This window comes from Halioglobus sp. D3-4, assembly GCF_055809315.1.
On the sequence record NZ_CM147907.1, the window covers coordinates 573,516 to 594,307 of the forward strand.

Here is a 20,792-nt window from a genome sequence, read left to right on the forward strand (position 1 = left end):
ACTGTGGCGCTATTGCCCCGTCCACTTTGGACGCCGTTTTTCAGCAAAGGCACGGGGGCCTTCCTGGGCGTCCACACTGTTGTAGCAGTATTCTGAGGCATGTCTGGCAGCCTGTAACGCCGCCGAGCGGCCCATTTCGGTGGAGAGCATGACAGTCTCTCGCGCCGCTTTCACAGATAGCGGAGCGCCGTCCATAATTTCCCCGGCCAGTTCAATGGCCGCGTTTAGCAATTGCCCGGGTTCAGCCAGACGGTTAACCAGGCCAATTTCGTAGGCGCGCTGCGCGGTGATGGGTTTGCCGGTCAGTAAAACCTCCATCATGATCCGTTGTGGAATCATATGAATCAGCGGTGCTGCCCAGGGAGAACTTCGCCCCACCTTGACCTCGGTGACCGCAAATTTTGCAGCGGTACTGGCCACACACAAGTCGCAGGCTTGTGCAATCATCCAACCGCCGGCAAAGGCGATGCCGTTGACCGCAGCGATAGTCGGTTTTGACAGCTCCACGGTATCGTAGGGCTGTGGAAACATATCGCGCGGTGGTACCTTCAGCCCGGTATCCACCATCTCTTTCAAGTCGCCACCGGCGCAGAAAGCCTGCTCTCCGGACCCTGTCAGAATTGCCACGCGTAGTTCAGGGGTCTGTTCAAACTTGTCCCACGCGCTGAAGAGACCCTGGCGAATCTCTTTGCTCAGCGCGTTGCGAGTATCCGGTTGATTAAGCGTAATGATTGCGATGCCGTCATCGCGGGCATCGAACAGTACTGCGTCACTCATGTATATCCTCGGCTGTGGTGTCTGACAAGTGCAGACAACTATACCGAGATGCAAGGCGGCTTGGCCATAATAAAAGCGTGACATGCGCATGGCGAGTTGCGCAGGTACAACACGCTCATGTTCGCGCCAGTCCACCGATGTTCTCACAAGGTGAATAACCGCCACTTATTCGATGACGGCACTGGAATAGCCGGCTATGCTGGTGATCTGTCGCAACGCCGGGAGGAGTGCTGATATGACAAACTCTGAGGTGCCTGTTTTCAATAGGCCGGCCGTACTCGTATTTAACAGAACTAACGGTTTTCGCCACGGTGATGCGATTTCTGCGGCCGATCGGGCATTCAGTGAATTGTCTGAAGCAAACGGGTGGGATGTATTCATTACCGATAATCCGCAAGTGCATGAACGGGCCAGTCTGCGCAGTTTCCAGCTGGTGGTATGGAACAATGTATCGGGGGATGTTCTCACTGCGCCACAGCGCGTGGCATTCAGGGAGTGGCTCGAAGGGGGCGGCGCCTGGCTGGGTGTGCATGCTTCCGGTGGGGATTTGTCCTACGACTGGGACTGGTATGTCAGCACATTGATAGGCACACAGTTTCACGGACATACTATGGACCCGCAGTTTCAGGATGCCCGAGTGCTGGTTGCGGACGCGCATGCGCCACTAACCGAGCATCTCGACGGCAGCTGGCATATCCCTGCCGAGGAGTGGTATGCCTTTGCCTCAAATCCCCGCGATAAGGGATACGAAATTTTGCTGACGCTCGATAAAAGCTCGTATGTGACTCGCGGTGAACTCTCTCCCGGGTGGGTCGATAACATGCCCGGCGAGCACCCCCAGGTCTGGCGCCACCGTGTTGGGAAAGGCAGGGTGTTTTACTCGGCAATAGGCCATCAACCCGACACCTACGGGCTCCCGGAGTATCGTGAATTGCTCTGCAAGGCCATGCGCTGGGCTATGCAGATATAGGCTCACAGGACGCGTCAGCAGACGCCAATTGTTGCGAAACCCTGCCTGTAAACAGCAGGGGTATCGGGTGTCACGATTCTTTACACTTGTGCGGTGTAAACAGATCGAAATTTCAGCTAATTTTTGGATTTCGTTGTGCTAGTATATTTCCAGCTTCATGATTGAGAGCACTGTTACCAGTAGGCGCCCTCACATTTAAACTTTGTACTATGGAATGCTTTCCCTATGATTAAATCATTGATTTTTGCAATCGCCAGCGTAATCACCTTTGCCGCCAATTCGGCTGCAGCAGCAGACGAAGGTGGTGCCCCCCTGCAACTCGCGCAGGCAGACGCGACTGAATCGGCAGCTGCACAGGAGCAGCGAGCGCAAATCGAGGCTGCAGTAAAGATCGTACAGGAGTACATGACGCTGCTAAGTGAGACAGGCATGGATGGAGAGACGGTGTATGATATCTCACTACTTCCCGATACCAAGTCAAACCTGAATGACGCGCTGGTTATGTTGATGCAGGTTGCAGAGGAGCCCGAGGCCAAGTCAACCTACAAAACAGGTGTGCTGGTATTGGCGTTCTTCCAACCCGACGTCGGCGAGACTGGTATCAACATCGATGAAATTGGGCCTAACGATAAGCCATGGCGTGAAGTGGTTGACGTGGAAATAACAACGCGAGCCGCCACGGTAGAATAGGGCGCGCTTCGGCAACCAGTTATATATTGCGAGCTGGTACCTGATTTCATCAGGCTTGCCCGCTCGTTCGCTTGGCGGATTTGCCGCTCGCGTGCAGAAACTTTATCGGGCCCCCGTCAGGGGCCGGCCTTCGCGGCTGTTGTACCAGCCCGATGTCCACAACAACCGGTACATCTTCAGGCACCCCCTGCGGCTTACAGCCCAATTGATCGCCAGATAGCTTTCGTCATACTCAATTCAGTATGACGATCCAGCGGCAACCTGTCCTGCCTGTTGTCGAAAATAGTACTATGAATAACAACAAGACTGCGAAGATAGCTTCACCACCAGCAACAGAAGACAGCCATTCGCAAACGCTGTCGCCGACGTATGCGAACTATGTGCTGGGTGTGCTGTTCGTTGTCTACGTATTCAATTTTATTGATCGTCAGGCCATGTCTGTTTTTATCGGGCCTATCAAGGAGGAATTCGGCGCGTCTGACACAGCGATGGGGTTGCTTGTCGGGTTTGCGTTCGCACTCCTTTATACCATTGCCGGTATCCCGATAGCCCGATGGGCCGACAGTGGAAATCGCCGCAGTATCATTGCTATCGGGTTGGCTCTTTGGAGCGCGATGACCGTGGCCTCCGGCATGGCCCGGAGTTTCGCGCAACTGGCGCTGGCCAGGGTGTTTGTCGGCATTGGCGAGGCCGCCGGAACGCCTCCGGCACATTCCTTACTGGCTGATTATTTCCCAGTGAGCCGCCGCGCCACCGCGCTTGCCATATACAGCGCTGGCGCTTTCGTGGGGTCCGGGCTTGCCTATCTGGGCGGCGGTTATTTGCGCGAGTATTTTGACTGGCGCATGGCGTTTATTGTGCTTGGCGCACCGGGGCTGTTGGTGGCCCTGTTGGTGCGATTCACAGTCAGAGAACCACCGCGCGGCTATTCCGAGCAGCGGGTAGCCAGCACGGAGTATTCGACGTTCACGCAGACCTTGCGCTTTCTTGCCTCCAGCCGGTCCTGGGTAGTCATGATGGCGGGTTTCTCCCTGTTGTCGCTCACTGGCTACGCCGTGCTGATGTGGGGGTTCGAATTTTTTGGCCGGGTCCACGGCATGGCACCCATCAGTATTGGTAACTGGATGGGACTCGTTGTCGGTATCGGTGGCACGGTGGGGACCATCGCCGGTGGACGTCTGGTCGACTGCATGGCGCAGAAGACCCCTGCGCGCGGGCTCTGGATGCCGGTCGTGGTCACGCTGGCCGGCTTTCCATTGGGCGCAGCGTTTCTGCTGGCGGACGAAAAGCTCGTATCCTTGTTATGCTTCATCCCGTTTTATGTACTGCTCAATGTCTATGTTCCAGCGATCTATGCCTATAATCAGAACATGGCGAGGCTTCGCATGCGCGCTACAGCCGCAGCGATCATGCTGTTTATCACCAATATTGTCGGTGCCGGTCTGGGGCCATTGGTGGTGGGTTTCCTGAGTGATTTTTTTGCCCCGAGTTTTGGTGTTGAGTCAATCCGCTACGCGCTGCTGTGTGCAGTGGGATTGGGTGGGTTAGGTGGTGCGCTGCTATTAGTGTCCAGCCGCACTGTCGAGCGCGATCTGTTGCGGACACTGTAGCGGGCGAAACAGTCAGCGTCCCGAAGCTTGCGAGGCATGGTAAAGTACGCGTCGTCCGTGCCCCGCCATCGCGTGTGTGTGAGCGGGCGTCGCTTGGCGGATGGCCTGCCGCCAGAGAAAGTGCTTAGTTGAATGCGCCAATGGCGCGCAGATAGAGTGAGGTAGCGTCAGTGAGAAACCGTGTTCTTGACTATGCAGCTGGCAAAATCCGCGTACCCGAAGATATCGCAGGGCTCACGGACATAGGGGTGGAGTCCGATGTTTCAGGAACCGACGCCATATGGGATCGTGCGCTTGATGTGTATAGAAGTGGCGTTCATCCGGGGCTGCAGTTGTGTATTTACCACCGGGGGAATGTCGTTCTCGAACGCGCCGTGGGCCATGCGCGCGGCGTCTCTGTGGGGCAGGTGCCCGGGCGCGATGCCGTCCCCCTGCTCGTCGATACACCGGTGAACCTGTTCTCTGCGGCGAAGGCTGTTACCTCCATTCTGATGCATAAACTTGAGGGCGATGGTGTCGTTGATCTGGAGGTTCCGGTAGCCAGCTATTTATCCGGTTTCGAACGCCATGGGAAGGGTGGAATCACGCTGTCCCAGATACTTAACCATCGCGCCGGCATCCCGGTTCTGCAAGCCGAGGCGCTTGATCTCGATGTGCTCGAGGATATTGATGCGATCCGTGAGTTTGTGCTCGATCTGAAACCGACACAGGCAGTAGGGGGCGCACCTGCATACCATACCATCAGCGGTGGTTTCATCATGGACCTCGTTGTGCGAGAGGTCACAGGCAAGAGTGTGCGAGATATTCTGATCCGAGACTTCAAGCGACCGCTGGGCCTGAAATGGTTTGATTACGGCGTAAAGCCGGAACAAACGGAACATGTCGCCCACAATGCCATGACAGGTTTTCGAATGGGCCCGATGATGTCGAAAATGTTTCAACGAATATTGGGCATTCCCTGGGACGAGGTGGTAACGCTTTCCAACGACCCGCGGTTCCTCGCGGGTATCATTCCCTCCGGCAACCTGATCACTACCGCACGGGGTATCGCTACGCTTTATCAGTGTATGTTGGATCATGGGGGCTACAACGGTAAAAGCATTCTGTCGCCGTCTACTGTGGCCAAACTGGTTAACGTGCCAAATACCAGCCTCGAATTAGACAGAATGCTTGGGATGCCGATGCGATATGGCAATGGCTTTATGATGGGAACGGACTCATTCAGCCTGTATGGATGGAATCATCCTCGCGCCTTCGGGCATGTCGGGATGTCGAACACCTTTACCTGGGCGGACCCCGACCGCGATCTGGTAGTTGCGCTGCTGACAACAGGTAAGCCGATTCTGGGTACCCACCTCATAGCACTGCCAAAACTGATCGCAGAGATCCACAAGAGCTTTCCAGCACATTCCGGCGCTGCTTGAAATTCATCGGTAGGCTATGTTTTGACACGCGCCGTTCAGATTGTACGGCTAGCGTTGTCAATCGCTGTAAGGCGACCCCAACTCGCCATAGTCTGCGAGGTATCCGGATACCATTGTCAACAAACTGTAGGTCGAACGCCAGCCGATCCGATGTACCAGCGCGCCCGCGGCGATGCCCGCGGCTATAAGCAACAGCGGGCTATAAGTTTGCAAATGCGCCTGTGCGCTGGCTTGTGATCGGATCAAACGCCGGTTGCGAGTCGTCAGGCGCTGATCCAACTCTTCGATATTGCGTACCCGGTCTTTTCGACTCACGATTGCCGCTCCCTGCCCAGCAGCGCTCCGAGGTGTTCGCGGGTACGCGGCAGCGTCAGACTGGCACTGTATCGTCGAATCATCCATAGGACGAGCAGAGCTGCAGCAACCTGCAGAGAAAGAAATGTCAGCGCTGCCAGTGGACCTGATCCTGTGGCGTCGAAAACGATCCACGAAACAAGTATCGCAAAGCCCAGCCAGGCGAGCGCCGCCAAATGAATCAGGGTGCGGCCGAGCATGGCGATGCGAATCGAATCGCCGAGTGCGAGCAGTAATTCCTGTCCCAGCAGGGTTGTGATGTCTGCACCTGTCCCGGCCAGTTGCTGGAGAAGATCCGTGACAGCTTCCGCGCCCACTCTCTCATCAGCTGCGGGGCTGCCGTTTGCCGCACCAGCAGAATCACCTCTCGACTGACCTTCCTGCCCAGTCGTCTGTGCAGTCGGTTGTTCAATCACGGCTATTCACCCGCTGCAGTTAAACCGATGTCGAATATCATCAGTTACGCGACATCAGTTTGGAGAAAATGAAGCCAACAAGGAATGCGATACCGATAGCGGCGAGCGGGTTTTCCTTGGTAGATGAGACAACCTGTGAGCCCAGCGCTTCGAGGTCCTCGCGCCTCTTCTGCACTTTCTCTACGGCCTCATCTTTGAGGTCCAGTCCGGCTGCTTCTGCTGCTTTTCGGAAGTGAGCTTTCGCCTCCATCAACTTTTCGTAAGCTTCGGTAACGGCATCTTTGCCAGCTTTAAGATCGCCGGTAGAGCCTGTGCTGTCATTCTGGTTCGATATTGTGCTGCTCTCGTTCATGGTTGCTCCTGAAGTCAGGTGTAGGTTTAGCTAAGTATAACGGCCTCGGTGAAAAACATGATAATTACAAATATGGTAGGTACTATAGCTACTAGTCAGTAGTATCTTCGAGCTTGCGCTTTGCGTCATCCGTAGCCTCATCCAATTTTTCCCCGAACTCCTCTGCGGGGCCGTCCTGATCACATGCGGACAACGCAAACAGCCCAAATGATCCGGCCAATAATAATGTAACAAGTTTTCTGCCTAAGAGTGTCATCGGTATTCTCCCGTTTCACTGAATTGAACGATCATAGTTGCGTCATGCTGACGTCACACGTTAAGGGTGCAATTATCAGGCCACCTTTTGAGAATTCCCCATAAGACGCTGTGCATGGAAAACGATTATGCAGGGTAATAATGGCCGTTAGCTCGGCTGTCCTGACAGCGTGCAGTTCCCCGCCTGAGAATCTCATTCCCGGTATCCGAACGGTTGAAAAATAGGTACACAGCGCCATATTCAAGTTGTGGGGTATGCTATACCACCGGGCGCTTTCTGTTATATTGCCCTCCGGCGGGTCCTTTTTCAGGATGCTGATGGGCTGCCGCTCACACACGATACGAACGACCCTATAGAATGCTGTGGATCCAGCCAACACCACCCCTGGAGTTTGTAAGTAATGACGAACAGCAAGCAACCGCAATCACTCATTGTCGATGTTGACTCTCCACACACCGAGGCGCTGCGTGCACTGTTGGTCAACAGTGGGCTGAGTCCTGTTGTCTGCAATAACCTGGCGGATGCCAAGGCCTTGCTCGAGACACAATCCCGTAGTTTCGCTGTGGCCTTTGTTGCACTCGATCTTGAAGATGGGGAAGGGCTGGACTTACTTGGCGAGTCCACACCATTTTATGAAGATACTGAGATCGCTTTAATGCACGATGTGGATGATCCGGTGCGTGCCCGGCGGGGCATTGCGCTTCAGGCGAGCTATTTTTTTTGCAAACCTCTGGACGAAAAATTTGTCGGAGAGTTGCTCGAAGATATTCAGCAGGATTGGACCGCACAATCTGAAGTGACCGGTGAAGTGATCAACTGCGCCGTAGATCAGTTTGGGTTGTTGCGGGGCAACTCCTCGCCAATGAGGAAACTCTATCGTGTGATCCGGAAAGTTGCTGCCACTGACGCGACGGTGCTATTGGTCGGCGAGAGCGGAACCGGCAAGGAACTGGCGGCGCAAACGATACACCAGATGTCCTGTCTGGATGGCCCGTTTGTCGCGATGAACTGCGGCGCTATATCGGCAGAGCTCGCAGAGAGTGAACTGTTCGGTCATGAAAAGGGCAGTTTCAGTGGCGCCGACAGGCAGCATGCCGGCTATTTTGAGCGGGCAGAGGGCGGGACTTTACTTCTCGATGAGATCGGTGAGATGTCACTGGATTTGCAGGTGAAATTGCTGCGCGTTCTGGAAACAAGAAAGTTTCGCCGCGTGGGAGGTACCAAAGATATCTCGATGAATGTCAGGTTTGTTTCGGCCACCAATCGCGATCCAGAGACGGCCATCCACGATGGCTTGTTGCGCGAGGATCTCTATTTTCGCATTGCACAGTTTGTGTTGAACATGCCTCCGCTCAGAAGTCGGGGAAGTGATATTCAGGGGCTGGCGCAATATCTGCTCAATGAACTCAATGACGCTAACGATACGGCAAAGTATTTCTCGGAAGAATCTCTGAGTGCACTTCAGAGCTACCCTTGGCCGGGCAATGTCAGGGAGCTTAAGAGCGCGATAGAGCGGGCGTACATCATGGCCGATCAGCAGCTGGAGAGAGAGCACTTTCCCGATGGGCAGATCGACCTCGTGGAGGCGGGAGACTACCTGCGCGTGTCTGTTGGGGCATCGCTTGAACAGACTGAGAAGAAGCAGATTATCGCGACTCTGGAGTCGTTTGATGGGGACAAAAAGGCAGCCGCAGACAGTCTGGGTATCTCCCTTAAAACACTCTATAACAGGCTTAACGAGTACGAGGCTCCTTGATACCGATTGCGTAGAATATTTCGGGCAGCGTTTCACGCCCAGCTGAATGTAAGTGGTGCTGTTATCAGTTGAGCACTCGGCGCCGCATGATGGATTCCCCCCTGTGTGTAAGCACAAAGCCACTTTTTGATTTGGAAAAAATCATCGCGGCCCAGGGCATCATTATCGACACGTCATCGCTTACCCTGATGCAGGCAAAGCGGACAATGCCTGACGAAGGGTCTACCATAACGTTTTCGATTGCGCCCTCCTGAATGCCCGATGTTGTGTAGACCCGTTTGTCGATAAGGTCGTTCAGCGATATTACATCGTTCACAAAAACTGCTCCTGACGGGTGGAATTTGTCTCATTGTGATCATGCATTTTTTGTACCAGCGCGTATTGGCTGCACAGATAAAGCGACGGGGGGCATGATCCGTTCCTGTAACCTGTTTACCATTCATCCGTGTTGGCAGGTGTGCCGCTCCTGTTGGTATCTTCCCGGTAGCCACAGCTCCGGATTTTGTAATAGTTTCTCTGGCCATTGTCAGATTTGCAACGTATTGATGGCAAGTACACTAGCCGAGAGCTTGCCGAGGAAATAAAGTAATTGTCGATTTTTTTGTCCAGCTCCGGCGTTTGTAAATCATACAGTTAACTTTGTCACATCTTCCACCAACTGGATAACTTTGGGATTTTGGAGCACGGCATTGTACTCGTCCTGCCAGCCTCAGAAATTCTCAATTTTTCGGTAGAGTACTTACAGGCAGCTATTTTCCCCGATATAGCGTATTCATTTTTAGCCAGTGTTCTCGTGCTGGCATGCTTTTCGCAACGACTTTGCTGAAGCCGGTCGTGGTGTCCGCACATTTTTTCCATGCGTACCGGCATTGATGAAACTACAGGAGAGATACATGAACAATATGAATGCTATCAAACTGGCATGTACGACCCTGGCATTGAGCTCGGTGTTATCCATGCCGGCCTATGCTGGTCAGGAGGCGACGACCAGCGAGCCCACAACATCCTCCAGCCTTGAACGACACGCCAGTGATGCCTGGCGCGAGGGCAAACTCGACACCATCTACCTGTTCAATCGTCACCTCAACAACTTCACTATTGATCCCGAGGTGATGGGTACAACTGTTGTGCTCACCGGCAAGGTGGAGTCGGAAGTCGACAAGGAACTGGCCGAGCGGCTGGCACTTGGTGTCGATGGTGTGACCGAGGTGACTAATCGTCTCATGGTCGTGGCGCCGGAAGAAGCCAGGTCAGGGCAATCAGAAGATGATCGCGCACTGTCAGCGAAGGTTGAAGACGCCACCCTCACTGCCGAAGTGAAGACAAAGTTACTTGCCAATGAGCAGACCGATGGTCTGGATATAAACGTCGACACGGTTCGCAATGCGGTGACGTTGAGCGGCACAGTGGACTCCTCTGCAGAGAGGGATCTGGCGGGCGAAATCGCCAGGCAGGTAGAGGGTGTCGCGGAAGTAAGCAATAAGCTGATGGTCAGCGAGAGCTAGACATTGGTCGACATCCAACACTCAACAATTAAGGAGAAAGACGATGCTTTATTGGGCTTTAGTATTTCTGGTAGTGGGATTGGTTGCCGGTCTGCTGGGTGCTTCAGGGATCGCCGCTATCGCAGGGCAGATATCCTGGGTACTGTTTGTGATCGGTATCATCCTGCTGGTCATCCACCTGGTAACTGGACGGGGCCCGCCCTCGGTGTAACCATCGCTTGAGTAATGAAGCGACAATAAAAATGCGGGGCCATTACTGGCCCCGCATTTTTTTCTCACTGGAAAGTGTTTGACAGGTGTTGTCAATACCTATTTCGGGCCTGCCACATACCAGACGATCAGGCCGATGACAGGCAGCAGTATAATCAACAAAGTCCACAGTATTTTCTCGCCAGTACCTGCGCCGGATCCTACTACTTTCACGATCGCCCAGATATCGAGTATCAAAACGATCAAACCAAGTACTCCGCCAAATTCCATGATGATCTCCCTTTTAGTTTGTGCTGCGGGATTAAAGCCGGAGTGCAGCAAAAAGCCTCCGTATAGCACCAGCATAGGTAGCAATAACCATGCCGTTCATTTTTTTACACAATTCAGGCATGAAAATTGCGACCGGAATGTAGCAAATGTAAAATCAGCCATTCACGATATATCGTTGCAGCCGATAGTATCGATCAGTATAGCTGCTAAATTCATATTTAATGTCATAGGAGGAACCATGACAATCGAACTACCAGACTTACCCTACGCCAAAGACGCACTGGCCCCCCATATTTCCAGTGAAACGCTGGATTTTCATTATGGCAAGCACCACAAGACTTACGTGGACAAAGTGAATGCAGCGATTGGCGGCACTGAGTTTGAGGGCAAATCGCTGGAGGATATCGTCAAAGGCGCCAGCGGCGGGCTGTTCAATAACGCAGCACAGGTCTGGAACCACACTTTCTACTGGAACTGTCTCAGTCCCGAGGGCGGTGGTACAGCAACAGGTGATATTGCCAGTGCAATCGAGGCCTCCTTTGGTTCATTTGATGCGTTCAAGGAGCAATTCACCGAATCAGCGATCGGGAATTTTGGCTCTGGCTGGACCTGGTTGGTAAAAAAGCAGGACGGCAGCCTTGCAATAGTTAACACCGGCAATGCAGAAACACCGTTGACAGACGATTCTGTTACAGCGTTGCTGACAGTGGATGTGTGGGAGCATGCCTACTACATCGATTATCGCAACAAGCGCCCAGACTACCTGGCTGCTTTCTGGGCTCTGGTGAACTGGGATTTTGTGAACGCCAACCTGAAGTAATAAGGTAACACCACCCACCTGTGCCGTATATTCTGTGAATGACGGCGCGGGTGTCTTGCTGGACAGCAATATCCGTACAGGCCTTCTCAGGTGCTGTGGTCTGCAGCACCTGTATCTGCGTTATTTTCCATACTCGCATCCGGATCTGGCTCCGGTGTTCGCGGGTCCATTTCATAAGCAGCCGGCGTGGCCATATCCGTGGTTGAGCGGAACGGCTCATTGTCTTCGTGCAGCGGCAGCACATGGGTACGTCGTCGGACGGCGATGGCGGTGGCGAACACAAACAGGCAGACAGCGGAATAAATGAATAGCCCCTCGGGCCCAATGAAGCGCATGGTCAGTGAAGCCAGCGGAGCGCCAATAGCGGAGCAGATTCCGAGGGTTAGCAGCATGCCGCTGCCAACCATGACAAAATCCTCCTGCGCGGCGCGGTCGTTGGCATGGGCCAGGCAAATCGCGTACTGGGGCATTACCGCACCGCCCCATAAAAATGCCAACAGGATTGGCAACCAGGTGGTTTTATAAGGAACGAGAGAGGGCATCACTGCTACTACAATGGACATGGCCGCGCCAGCCAGCGCCATAGCAAAAACCACCACTCGCCTATCATACCTGTCAGAGAGTCGCCCCACAGGCAATTGAAACACCGCACCACCGAGCACGACGGCGGTCATAAATATCGTTAGTTGAAACGTTTCGTAACCCTGGCTGCGGGCGTACAGTGGTCCCAGTGCCCAAAACGCGCCCGTCACCAGACCGCCGACGATGGCGCCACCGAGCCCTACGTGCGACTGTTGCCACACTTTCCTGAGGTTGAGGCGTACTCTGGGCAAGGGGGCGGGTGCCAGTGACAGCGTTAGCGATACGGGGATGATGGCCAGAGCGAGCAGTATCGCTGCCAAACTGAACAGCTGGAAACTGCCAGCGTCGGCCAGGTTCAGCATTTGTTGTCCGACGGTAATCATCAGCAAGTTGATAACCGTATAGATAGACAGAATAGAGCCGCGCGTTTCATTGGTTGAGCGTTCGTTCAACCAGCTTTCTATAATCATGTACAGGCCGGATATTGCTGCACCGACAAGAAAACGCAGCAGCAGCCAGGCTACAAACTGAGGCAGAATCGAAAAGGCCAGTACCACCGCTGAATAGCTTGCCCCCAGTACAGCAAAGCTGCGGATATGACCAACACGCCTAACAATTGCTGGTGCCAGCAGGCACCCGGTCACAAAGCCGATAAAATAGGACGACCCGGTCAGCGCCACCTCCGTGGCCGAGAACCCGGCGGTCTGCGCTGCGAGCGGTAACAGCGTCAACAGCATGCCGTGCCCGATCAGCAACAGTGCATCAGACAAAAGCAACGCCGCGATCGGTATCAGCAGCGGTACCATTCGCGGTGGAAGTGTTTTCGCATTCACAGCGAGACTGCCTGCATATGGAAGGGTTACTCTATCTCGCCGCTGTTCAAGCGTTGATCGTAAATAACTTCAAGCTTGTACAAATCCTGCTGCAGTTCGAAGAAGCCGTGCCAGTGTGCATAATCGGGAGCCCCCATCATCGCGCCCTGACGCGCACGACGACCCTCATGGTGCCAGAGATGGTAGTAGGTGATCTGGAATTCATCCGTCCACGGGTTATCTTTTAACAGGCCTTTCTCCTTCAGGTCTTCCAGCATTTCTGTCGCCGGTTGGTAATACGCCTCATTGTACAGGCGTACCGCCTTATCTCCCTGTTTGAAAAAGTTATCGGTATGTGTCGAAGAGTGACAATTGCTGCACACGGTCTTCATTTTTTCCCTGCCGGCCGGGCCGTCGCCCAACAGCGGGCTGAGCACATCGTCTGAGCCGCGCACTTTGGATTCTTTATCCCAGAGATTCCAGTACAGGCGTTCGCTGACATTATGGGTCACCGATAACTCGCCGATGCCACTCATGTGGCAGGTAGCGCACGTCGGCCCACGATAATCGCCGGGTTCCCAGGCTCCCGGGGCGGTATCGAAATCCCATTCATCGCCCTCGGTGTTATAAAGGTGACCATGTTTGGAGTTCTCAAAGATCTCGATGTTGGGGTGATCCGGGCCCAGGTGGCAGGACGCACAGGCGTGGGGGTGGCGCGCTTCTGCGATATCGAATTTGTGACGACTGTGGCAGGCGGTGCAACTGCCGGTGGCACCATCGGGGTAGACATTACCCATGCCATTGTTGGGCCAGGTTTCAGCCGTGGGCCGATTGTTTGCGTCCAGCTTTATTTCAGTGCCGTGGCACTGCATACAACCGGTCTCTCCCGGCGCACCGGATAACTCGGGGTGGTTGCGACCCTCGTGCACTATCTGAAGCGCGTGCAGGTTGTCCTTGGGAACGATCTGGTGATAGGCGCGGAAGTGTCCACTGGCGTCAAATTGCTCTTTGGCAGCCACATGGCAGCGGCCACATACCTTGGGTGACACCAGCGGCGAGACAAACACCGGCGTGTCCTCCACATTGGCGTGTTGCATCGCATGGGGTGCGTCCTGGGCCACCTGGTGGCAATCGATACAGGAGATGCCCGCATGTGCATGGCGGCTCTCTTTCCAGTCGGCGACATGCCCCGGTGTGGTCTGCTGATGACAGCTGATACAGGCCTTGCCCTCTGCGGTCAGCCCACTATCGACTTTCAGTGTGCGGACATCCGCCAGGGCGATTCCGTCGGACTCGGCCAGCAACGTGGCGCCTGGCAACAGAAAAGCGAACAGCAATACATAGTGTGTCAAATGCTTCATCGTCATTCTTCTTGCTGAGGTTTTGGCCAGCCGGCGTTCTCAAGATGGTAGCCCAGCCTGTTGTGGCCTACATGCTCGTGACAGCTGACACAGTTGCGGTCAGTCTCGCCGCTAAAGTACTTGCGATGAGAGCGAAATGCCATTCGATTGCCTTCAGTGGCCTCCAGCAAATACTTGTGGCAGTTGAGGCAGGAGGAGTCGTAGACGAATTCTTCACGGCGCTCCCGAATGGCATGCCAGTCAATCTCGTGAGGCTCTTTGATCAGTGCCATCGTGGGGTCGACCACGCCGTGTTTTGCTTTCACCCAGAAGTAATGCAGTGAATTGTCGTGCGGCAGGTGACAGTCATTACAGGCCGCCCTGACACCGAATGGATTGTTGCCACCGTGAACATCCTCGCGATAGGCCAGGGCTATGGGTTCGTAGCCGTGACAACTGGTACAGAATTCGTAGTCCCCGGTAGCGTGAAACGCGGTATCGAGTGCAGCCCAACTGAGAATTGCGGCCACACCAAGCGCCGCCAGCACGGAAACCACCACCATCAGTCGCTTGTTAAAAAACCTCACTGCACTGTCGTCCTTCTCTGGCGGGCAAGTCATAATAGTATGACAGTTCTAATGGCTTTGGAGTAGTTGAAACCCGTGTCTACTAATCACGATGCCTGGATGCGCCGCGCACTGGCGCTGGCAGACCGTGCTGCCGATGAAGGTGAGGTGCCCGTGGGCGCGGTGGTGGTGCGCGATGGGCAGTTACTGGGCGAGGGCTGGAACCAGATGATCGCCACGCAGGATCCCAGCGGGCATGCGGAGATTGTTGCCCTGCGCGACGCCGCGCGGGTAGTCGGAAACTATCGACTGCCCGGCGCCACACTCTACGTCACGCTGGAGCCGTGTACGATGTGCGCCGGAGCGATGGTGCATGCCCGAATCGAGACACTGGTCTTTGGCGCACCGGAACCCAGGGCGGGGGTTATTTGCAGTACCTGTCACTTGCTGGACGAGCCGTGGTACAACCATCGTGTGGACTGGCACGGCGGTGTGCTGGCCCAGGAGTCGGGTATGCGCTTGAAGGCCTTTTTTCAGGCGCGCCGCTAGTGCTGCATTGCTTTCGGGGTCAGCTTAGAGCGCCTGGAGTTTAAGATCGCGCAGTGTCTCTGGCAGATAATCGTCGGCTCGCAGTGGTGGCTGCGGCTGAATTTCGGGAATCTCCTGCCAGGCGAGAACGCTGTAGTAATGGCGAATATTCTGTACCAACGTGACCGCTTCGCGGCCCCTGGCATAGCCGTGACGCGTGTTCTTGTAGTACTGCGTTTTTTGCAGTAACGGCAATCTCTGCATGACATCCTGCCAGATATCGGGGTTTCCACCCTGTCGTTGTGTCAGTCGCCGGGCGTCTTCTAGATGTCCCAGGCCAATATTGTACGCAGCCAGTGCCAGCCAGGTTCGATCCGGTTCGTGTATTTTCTTCGGCAGGCGCCGCTTGATATTCTTCAGGTAGCGCGCGCCTCCGCGCAAGCTCTGGGCAACATCCAAACGGTTGTCCACGCCCAGCTCTCGGGCGGTAGCCTTGGTCAGCATCATCATGCCACGCACGCCGGTTGGCGAGGTGGCCATCGGGTCCCAGCGCGATTCCTGATAGGCGATGGCGGCCAGCAGATGCCAGTCCATTTGATATTCATTGGCAACTTTTTTGATCAGGGACTCATACTTTGGCAGCAGGTTTTCGACGTTTTTTGCAAACTCGAACGCGTTCATTCGCGAGACACCCTCGGTGTGCCCAAAATATTTTTCCCGCAGCGCAGTGAGAGTACCGTCTTTTTGCAGGCGCAATATGAAGTCGTTGATAAATGCCAGAAGCCGCGTGTTGTCTGTACCAGGAGGGAGGTACCAAACCATGTCTTGCTCCCGTCCGAGATCGAATGCGACCTGTTGTCGTGGATACAACGTTTGTTGGACCGTGAATTCGTTGGAATCGACGATGGCCAGCGCTGCCCGACCCTCCCTGAGCTGCTCTAGCAATTGTGTGGTATCGGCCTCGTCCACCTCGTCCCACTGCAGGCCGGGAACCTCACTGCTTCGCAGTGCTTTTAGCATTTCAACGTGGCTTGAACCGGCCAGAACGACCATTTGTTTGCCGACGAGATCATCGAGGCTGCGCGGCCGCTTATTACCGCTGACATAAATGACCTGGGGCGTCAGTTTGTAGTATGGAATTGAGTGCGGGTACCTCGCTGTCCGTTCCTCCGTCAGCGTGAGGCCGGCGGCAGCGATGTTTGCACTGTGGCGGTCCAGTTTGGCAAAGAGATCACGCAGGTTGTAAACCGTCTCCATTCGCAGCTCGACTTGCAGTGCCTCGGCCAATAGCGTACTCAGCGCGTACTCGAAACCGGTGGGGCCATTCTTGTCCTGGTAGTAAGTAGTAGGGCTGTTGCGGCTGACCACCACCAGTTCTCCGCGCTCGCGGATTTCAGCCAGGGAGTCCAGTCGCTCACAGCCCCCTAACAGGATTGTCAGTACCGTGACCAGTATCAGCGTGCCGTGTCTCATGGCATGTATTCTAGCGACGAGGAGTCGGCCCATACAGTCCAAAATAGTATGGCAATTTGGGGGTGATTTCCGGTAACGGTGCGCGGCCAAATACAGTACAATGCCGCCACCCCTGAAATACCTCCAACTGGAGCTCTTCACAGCATGCTATCTCTGCGCGGTGCCGCCGCTCTGTCTGATTTTCGCCTGGATAAACTGGCGCAAAGGATCAATGGTATCCATCCCGATGTTCGTATCCTGCACACTGAATACGTGCATTTCGCCCAGCTTTACCGCCCATTAAGTGAGCAGCGCGAGACCACGTTGGCCAGCCTGCTCGCCTACGGTCCGCAACCTGAGATCCAGAGTATTGGCGAGCTGGAAGATGCCACGTTGATGTTGGTTGTGCCGCGGCCGGGCACGATTTCCCCGTGGTCCAGCAAGGCGACAGATATTGCGCACAACTGCGGGTTGGATGAAGTCGAACGGTTGGAGCGCGGTATTGCGTGGTATCTGGCATTACCAGACGACCTTGCAGAATCTGCACGGGGCGAGATTGAAGCGCTGGTGCACGATCGCATGACAGAGACTATCCTGACGTCACTGGAGGCCGCTGAAGCGTTGTTCGCCCACGCCGAACCGCAGGCACTCACCAGTGTTGATATCCTGGAAGGAGGGCGGCAGGCCCTGGAGGATGCCGACCGCAGTCTGGGCCTTGCGCTGGCAAGTGACGAAATCGACTATCTGCTCGAGAGTTTTACCGCGTTGAAGCGCAATCCCAATGATGTCGAACTAATGATGTTCGCGCAGGCCAATTCAGAACATTGCCGACACAAGATTTTCAATGCGGATTGGACTATAGACGGTCAGGTTCAAACGCACTCCCTGTTCAAGATGATCCGCAACACCAATGAATGCGGTGGCGAGAACGTACTTTCCGCCTACTCAGACAATGCGGCGGTGGTGGCTGGCCCTGTGGCAGGACGTTTCTACCCGGATCCACAGTCCTGCGAATACAGCTTTTCGCAGGAAAATATTCACCTGCTGATGAAGGTGGAAACGCACAATCACCCCACTGCGATCGCGCCGTTCTCTGGCGCTGGCACTGGCGCCGGCGGTGAGATTCGCGATGAGGGTGCAGTGGGGCGCGGGTCCAAACCGAAAGTTGGGCTCACCGGTTTTTCGGTGTCAAACCTGAATATTCCCGGCTACGGTCAGCCCTGGGAGAACGATTACGGCAAACCCGATCGCATAGTCAGTGCGCTGGATATTATGGTGGAAGGCCCTATCGGCGCCGCTGCCTTCAACAATGAATTCGGGCGTCCCAATCTCTGCGGTTATTTTCGCAGCTTCGAACTGGAAGCGGCGGGTGCGGATGGCAAGGCCGTGCGCGGCTATCATAAGCCCATCATGCTCGCCGGTGGCTACGGTAATGTCCGTCAGGAGCATGTAGAGAAAGGTGAGTACCGTCCCGGTGCCAAATTGATCGCTCTGGGTGGTCCCGCGATGCTGATCGGCCTTGGTGGTGGTGCTGCGTCGTCAATGACGAGCGGGCAGAGCCACGCCGACCTCGATTTTGCCTCTGTGCAGCGACAGAACCCGGAGATGGAGCGCCGCTGCCAGGAAGTCATTGATCGCTGCTGGCAATTGGGCGAGGACAACCCCATCGCGTTCATTCATGACGTCGGTGCGGGGGGGCTCTCCAATGCCTTTCCCGAGCTGGTGAAAGACGGGAACAGGGGCGGTCGTTTTGAACTGCGTAATGTGCCCAATGACGAGCCGGGTATGTCGCCGCTCGAAATCTGGTGCAACGAATCGCAGGAGCGTTACGTGATGGCGGTGGAGCCGGAGAATCTGGCAAGGTTTACCGCCATTTGCGAACGCGAGCGCTGCCCCTTTGCGGTGGTAGGGGAAGCCACGCAGGAGATGCATCTGCAGCTGACCGATAGTCACTTCGGCAACGCCCCCGTGGATATCCCTATGTCGGTGCTGTTCGGAAAGCCGCCGCGCATGAGTCGAACCATTGAGCGTCGGGCAGTTAAACACCCGGTGCTGCACCTGGATATGGCGGTGCCGGATGCACTGCGGCAGGTTTTACAGGTGCCGAGTGTGGCCAGCAAGAACTTCCTTATCACCATCGGCGATCGCTCGGTGACCGGGTTGGTCGCACGCGATCAGATGGTGGGTCCATGGCAGGTGCCCGTGGCGGACTGTGCTGTGACGACGGTGTCCTACGAATCCTACGCCGGTGAAGCCATGGCAGTGGGAGAGCGCACGCCGCTGGCCTTGGTAAGCGGCCCAGCCTCCGGGCGCATGGCTGTGGCGGAGGCGATCACAAATATTGCGGCCGCTGCCATCGGGGACATACGCAATATTAAACTCTCAGCTAACTGGATGTGCGCCGCCGGTCACGGCGCGGAGGATGAGGCGCTGTATGACACCGTACGTACGGTGGGCATGGAGTTCTGTCCGTCGTTGGGGATCACGATACCTGTCGGCAAGGATTCCATGTCCATGCGCACGACCTGGAATGAGGGCGGGGTGGAAAAATCCGTCACCGCACCGATGTCTCTGATTGTATCCGCTTTTTCACCGGTGTTGGATGTCCGCCTGACAGCGACCCCGCAGTTGCAACCAGAGGCCGATGCGGCGCTCGTTCTGCTGGATCTGGGCCGCGGCGCCAACCGCCTCGGGGGTTCGGCGCTGGCTCAGGCCTGTGGTCAGGTCGGCGATGTGGTGCCCGATATCGACAACGCTGCCGACCTGAAGGCGTTTTATGCGCTGGTGCAGGAGCTGCTGGCAGCGGGACAGGTTCTGGCCTATCACGATCGTTCGGACGGCGGTTTGCTCGTGACGTTGTTGGAAATGGCGTTTGCCGGCCGTTGTGGTGTGCAGGTCGAAGTGTCGTCCCTACCCGGCACGGGGCTTTCAAAGTTGTTTAATGAAGAGGCCGGCGCGGTACTGCAGGTTGCCAATGCCCAACTGGCAGCACTGCGCGCGCGAGCTGCAGAATTGGGCTTGGGCGACTGCCTGCACGTGATAGGGCACGCTTGCAGCGGCGATACCATCAGCGTTGTCGATGGCACGCTGGCGCTATTGAGCGACAGCCGCGCCGGCCTGCAACAGCTGTGGTCGCGCACCAGTTACGAGATACAGGCGCTGCGCGATAACCCGGACTGTGCGCTGGAGGAGTACCAGCGGCATACCGCGCACGACCCTGGGCTTTCTGCTGCTCTGAGTTTTGATGCATCAGATGACATCTGCGCACCCTATATCAACACCGGTGCGCGCCCCCGGGTGGCAGTCCTGCGAGAGCAGGGTGTCAACGGGCATGTGGAAATGGCGGCAGCGTTTCACCGCGCCGGTTTTGCACCGGTGGACGTCCACATGAGTGATCTGCTCAGCGGCCGGGCCGATCTCGCGCAGTTTCGCGGTCTGGTGGCATGCGGGGGCTTCTCCTATGGCGATGTGCTCGGTGCGGGTGAGGGCTGGGCCAAGAGCATTCTGTTTAACGACACCATGCGCGAGAACTTCAGTCGGTATTTCCAGCGCGAGGACACGTTTACGCTGGGCGTTTGCAACGGCTGTCAGATGGTTTCCACATTGAAGGAGTTGATTCCCGGTGCCGAGCACTGGCCGCGTTTCGTGCGCAATCGCTCAGAGCAGTTTGAGGCGAGATTGGCCCTGGTCAGAGTGGAGCCCAGCCCGTCGATCCTGCTCGCGGGTATGGAGGGGTCACACCTGCCGATAGCCGTGGCACACGGCGAGGGCAGGGCAGAGTTTACGGATCAGGCTTCGCATACCGCCTGCGACGCCAGTGGCACGGTGGCGATGCGCTATATCGAGAACACCCTGGCCGTGGCAGAGCAGTACCCGGCAAACCCCAACGGCTCGCCCACCGGGATTACCGGCCTGACCAGCACAGATGGTCGAGCGACCATCATGATGCCTCATCCGGAGCGGGTATATCGCACAGTGCAGAACTCCTGGGCTCCCGCACAGTGGGGCGAGGATGGTGGCTGGTTGCGCCTGTTCCGCAATGCGCGGGTCTGGCTGGGGTGAGCGCTACCCCGAAACAGCCCTTGTGACTGCTGCCTGTTAA

General features: G+C 55.8%; 21 protein-coding genes. 10 read left to right on the plus strand and 11 right to left on the minus strand.

Translation table 11 applies throughout. The features are described from left to right. Positions 1-9: 9 nt before the first annotated feature. Positions 10-777: an enoyl-CoA hydratase/isomerase family protein gene (locus AC0L6S_RS02360; RefSeq protein WP_473426816.1), complete on the minus strand. Its 768-nt coding sequence runs from the start codon at positions 775-777 to the stop codon at positions 10-12. 235 nt (positions 778-1,012) lie between these two features. On the opposite strand from AC0L6S_RS02360, the gene AC0L6S_RS02365 reads away from it, so the two are divergent. The 4 genes from AC0L6S_RS02365 to AC0L6S_RS02380 all read left to right on the plus strand — a co-directional run bounded on the left by AC0L6S_RS02365 (position 1,013) and on the right by AC0L6S_RS02380 (position 5,471). Beyond that, the gene (locus AC0L6S_RS02365; protein ID WP_473426817.1) at positions 1,013-1,747 is read left to right on the plus strand and encodes a ThuA domain-containing protein; all 735 of its coding nucleotides are present in this window, start codon (positions 1,013-1,015) and stop codon (positions 1,745-1,747) included. Between the two features lie 225 nt (positions 1,748-1,972). Continuing rightward, the gene (locus AC0L6S_RS02370; RefSeq protein WP_473426818.1) at positions 1,973-2,437 is read left to right on the plus strand and encodes a hypothetical protein; all 465 of its coding nucleotides are present in this window, start codon (positions 1,973-1,975) and stop codon (positions 2,435-2,437) included. Positions 2,438-2,727: 290 nt separating this feature from the next. Further along, entirely contained in the window at positions 2,728-4,047 is a 1,320-nt protein-coding gene (locus AC0L6S_RS02375; protein WP_473426819.1) for a spinster family MFS transporter, read from the plus strand. A gap of 170 nt (positions 4,048-4,217) precedes the next feature. Next, positions 4,218-5,471: a serine hydrolase domain-containing protein gene (locus AC0L6S_RS02380; protein WP_473426820.1), complete on the plus strand. Its 1,254-nt coding sequence runs from the start codon at positions 4,218-4,220 to the stop codon at positions 5,469-5,471. A gap of 57 nt (positions 5,472-5,528) precedes the next feature. On the opposite strand, the gene AC0L6S_RS02385 is transcribed toward AC0L6S_RS02380, so the two are convergent. The 4 genes from AC0L6S_RS02385 to AC0L6S_RS02400 all read right to left on the minus strand — a co-directional run bounded on the left by AC0L6S_RS02385 (position 5,529) and on the right by AC0L6S_RS02400 (position 6,849). Further along, positions 5,529-5,786 carry a hypothetical protein gene (locus tag AC0L6S_RS02385; protein WP_473426821.1) on the minus strand — a complete coding sequence of 86 codons (258 nt, stop codon included), beginning with the start codon at positions 5,784-5,786 and terminating at the stop codon, positions 5,529-5,531. Next, positions 5,783-6,241: a hypothetical protein gene (locus AC0L6S_RS02390; protein WP_473426822.1), complete on the minus strand. Its 459-nt coding sequence runs from the start codon at positions 6,239-6,241 to the stop codon at positions 5,783-5,785. Before AC0L6S_RS02390 ends, AC0L6S_RS02385 begins: the two co-directional genes overlap by 4 nt. A 40-nt stretch (positions 6,242-6,281) precedes the next feature. Further along, positions 6,282-6,593 (minus strand): hypothetical protein, encoded by a 312-nt coding sequence (locus tag AC0L6S_RS02395; protein WP_473426823.1) that lies wholly within the window; start codon positions 6,591-6,593, stop codon positions 6,282-6,284. A gap of 91 nt (positions 6,594-6,684) precedes the next feature. Further along, positions 6,685-6,849 carry a hypothetical protein gene (locus tag AC0L6S_RS02400; RefSeq protein ID WP_473426824.1) on the minus strand — a complete coding sequence of 55 codons (165 nt, stop codon included), beginning with the start codon at positions 6,847-6,849 and terminating at the stop codon, positions 6,685-6,687. A 400-nt stretch (positions 6,850-7,249) separates the two neighbouring features. Here AC0L6S_RS02400 and AC0L6S_RS02405 point away from each other — a divergent pair, with 400 nt between their 5' ends. Then, positions 7,250-8,605: a sigma-54-dependent transcriptional regulator gene (locus AC0L6S_RS02405; RefSeq protein WP_473426825.1), complete on the plus strand. Its 1,356-nt coding sequence runs from the start codon at positions 7,250-7,252 to the stop codon at positions 8,603-8,605. 64 nt (positions 8,606-8,669) lie between these two features. Here the strand turns inward: AC0L6S_RS02405 and AC0L6S_RS02410 are convergent, their stop codons facing one another. Further along, entirely contained in the window at positions 8,670-8,921 is a 252-nt protein-coding gene (locus tag AC0L6S_RS02410) for a PRC-barrel domain-containing protein (protein ID WP_473426826.1), read from the minus strand. Positions 8,922-9,498: 577 nt separating this feature from the next. Here AC0L6S_RS02410 and AC0L6S_RS02415 point away from each other — a divergent pair. Next, on the plus strand, positions 9,499-10,110 hold the full coding sequence (locus AC0L6S_RS02415; RefSeq protein ID WP_473426827.1) for a BON domain-containing protein: 612 nt from the start codon (positions 9,499-9,501) through the stop codon (positions 10,108-10,110). A gap of 43 nt (positions 10,111-10,153) precedes the next feature. Then, complete coding sequence (locus AC0L6S_RS02420) at positions 10,154-10,321, plus strand: DUF1328 domain-containing protein (protein WP_473426828.1); 168 nt, start codon at positions 10,154-10,156, stop codon at positions 10,319-10,321. Between the two features lie 98 nt (positions 10,322-10,419). On the opposite strand, the gene AC0L6S_RS02425 is transcribed toward AC0L6S_RS02420, so the two are convergent. Beyond that, positions 10,420-10,590, minus strand: a complete 171-nt coding sequence (locus AC0L6S_RS02425) for a PLDc N-terminal domain-containing protein (protein ID WP_473426829.1) — start codon at positions 10,588-10,590, stop codon at positions 10,420-10,422. Positions 10,591-10,828: 238 nt separating this feature from the next. Between AC0L6S_RS02425 and AC0L6S_RS02430 the strand changes: the two genes are divergently transcribed. Next, on the plus strand, positions 10,829-11,410 hold the full coding sequence (locus tag AC0L6S_RS02430) for a superoxide dismutase (RefSeq protein ID WP_473426830.1): 582 nt from the start codon (positions 10,829-10,831) through the stop codon (positions 11,408-11,410). Between the two features lie 86 nt (positions 11,411-11,496). Here the strand turns inward: AC0L6S_RS02430 and AC0L6S_RS02435 are convergent, their stop codons facing one another. Genes AC0L6S_RS02435 through AC0L6S_RS02445 form a run of 3 tightly spaced genes read right to left on the minus strand, consistent with a single transcriptional unit; the run spans position 11,497 to position 14,731 of the window. Beyond that, a complete protein-coding gene (locus AC0L6S_RS02435; RefSeq protein ID WP_473426831.1) occupies positions 11,497-12,825 on the minus strand; it encodes an MFS transporter in 1,329 nt (442 codons plus the stop codon). A gap of 26 nt (positions 12,826-12,851) precedes the next feature. Then, positions 12,852-14,165, minus strand: a complete 1,314-nt coding sequence (locus tag AC0L6S_RS02440; RefSeq protein WP_473426832.1) for a multiheme c-type cytochrome — start codon at positions 14,163-14,165, stop codon at positions 12,852-12,854. Positions 14,166-14,167: 2 nt separating this feature from the next. Further along, positions 14,168-14,731, minus strand: a complete 564-nt coding sequence (locus tag AC0L6S_RS02445) for a cytochrome c3 family protein (RefSeq protein ID WP_473426833.1) — start codon at positions 14,729-14,731, stop codon at positions 14,168-14,170. A 75-nt stretch (positions 14,732-14,806) separates the two neighbouring features. On the opposite strand from AC0L6S_RS02445, the gene tadA reads away from it, so the two are divergent. Then, the gene (gene tadA, locus AC0L6S_RS02450) at positions 14,807-15,259 is read left to right on the plus strand and encodes a tRNA adenosine(34) deaminase TadA (RefSeq protein ID WP_473426834.1); all 453 of its coding nucleotides are present in this window, start codon (positions 14,807-14,809) and stop codon (positions 15,257-15,259) included. A 24-nt stretch (positions 15,260-15,283) separates the two neighbouring features. On the opposite strand, the gene mltF is transcribed toward tadA, so the two are convergent. Next, positions 15,284-16,711, minus strand: a complete 1,428-nt coding sequence (gene mltF, locus AC0L6S_RS02455; protein WP_473426835.1) for a membrane-bound lytic murein transglycosylase MltF — start codon at positions 16,709-16,711, stop codon at positions 15,284-15,286. Positions 16,712-16,855: 144 nt separating this feature from the next. Between mltF and purL the strand changes: the two genes are divergently transcribed. After that, a complete protein-coding gene (gene purL / locus AC0L6S_RS02460; RefSeq protein WP_473426836.1) occupies positions 16,856-20,752 on the plus strand; it encodes a phosphoribosylformylglycinamidine synthase in 3,897 nt (1,298 codons plus the stop codon). The last annotated feature ends 40 nt before the right edge of the window (positions 20,753-20,792 follow it).

Bases quoted from the DNA above. Each gene is read 5' to 3' on its own strand.
- AC0L6S_RS02360 (WP_473426816.1), bottom strand. From the start codon at position 777: ATGAGTGACGCAGTACTGTTCGATGCCCGCGATGACGGCATCGCAATC.
- AC0L6S_RS02365 (WP_473426817.1), top strand. From the start codon at position 1,013: ATGACAAACTCTGAGGTGCCTGTTTTCAATAGGCCGGCCGTACTCGTA.
- AC0L6S_RS02370 (WP_473426818.1), top strand. From the start codon at position 1,973: ATGATTAAATCATTGATTTTTGCAATCGCCAGCGTAATCACCTTTGCC.
- AC0L6S_RS02375 (WP_473426819.1), top strand. From the start codon at position 2,728: ATGAATAACAACAAGACTGCGAAGATAGCTTCACCACCAGCAACAGAA.
- AC0L6S_RS02395 (WP_473426823.1), bottom strand. From the start codon at position 6,593: ATGAACGAGAGCAGCACAATATCGAACCAGAATGACAGCACAGGCTCT.
- AC0L6S_RS02400 (WP_473426824.1), bottom strand. From the start codon at position 6,849: ATGACACTCTTAGGCAGAAAACTTGTTACATTATTATTGGCCGGATCA.
- AC0L6S_RS02405 (WP_473426825.1), top strand. From the start codon at position 7,250: ATGACGAACAGCAAGCAACCGCAATCACTCATTGTCGATGTTGACTCT.
- AC0L6S_RS02415 (WP_473426827.1), top strand. From the start codon at position 9,499: ATGAACAATATGAATGCTATCAAACTGGCATGTACGACCCTGGCATTG.
- AC0L6S_RS02420 (WP_473426828.1), top strand. From the start codon at position 10,154: ATGCTTTATTGGGCTTTAGTATTTCTGGTAGTGGGATTGGTTGCCGGT.
- AC0L6S_RS02425 (WP_473426829.1), bottom strand. From the start codon at position 10,590: ATGGAATTTGGCGGAGTACTTGGTTTGATCGTTTTGATACTCGATATC.
- AC0L6S_RS02430 (WP_473426830.1), top strand. From the start codon at position 10,829: ATGACAATCGAACTACCAGACTTACCCTACGCCAAAGACGCACTGGCC.
- AC0L6S_RS02440 (WP_473426832.1), bottom strand. From the start codon at position 14,165: ATGAAGCATTTGACACACTATGTATTGCTGTTCGCTTTTCTGTTGCCA.
- mltF (WP_473426835.1), bottom strand. From the start codon at position 16,711: ATGAGACACGGCACGCTGATACTGGTCACGGTACTGACAATCCTGTTA.
- purL (WP_473426836.1), top strand. From the start codon at position 16,856: ATGCTATCTCTGCGCGGTGCCGCCGCTCTGTCTGATTTTCGCCTGGAT.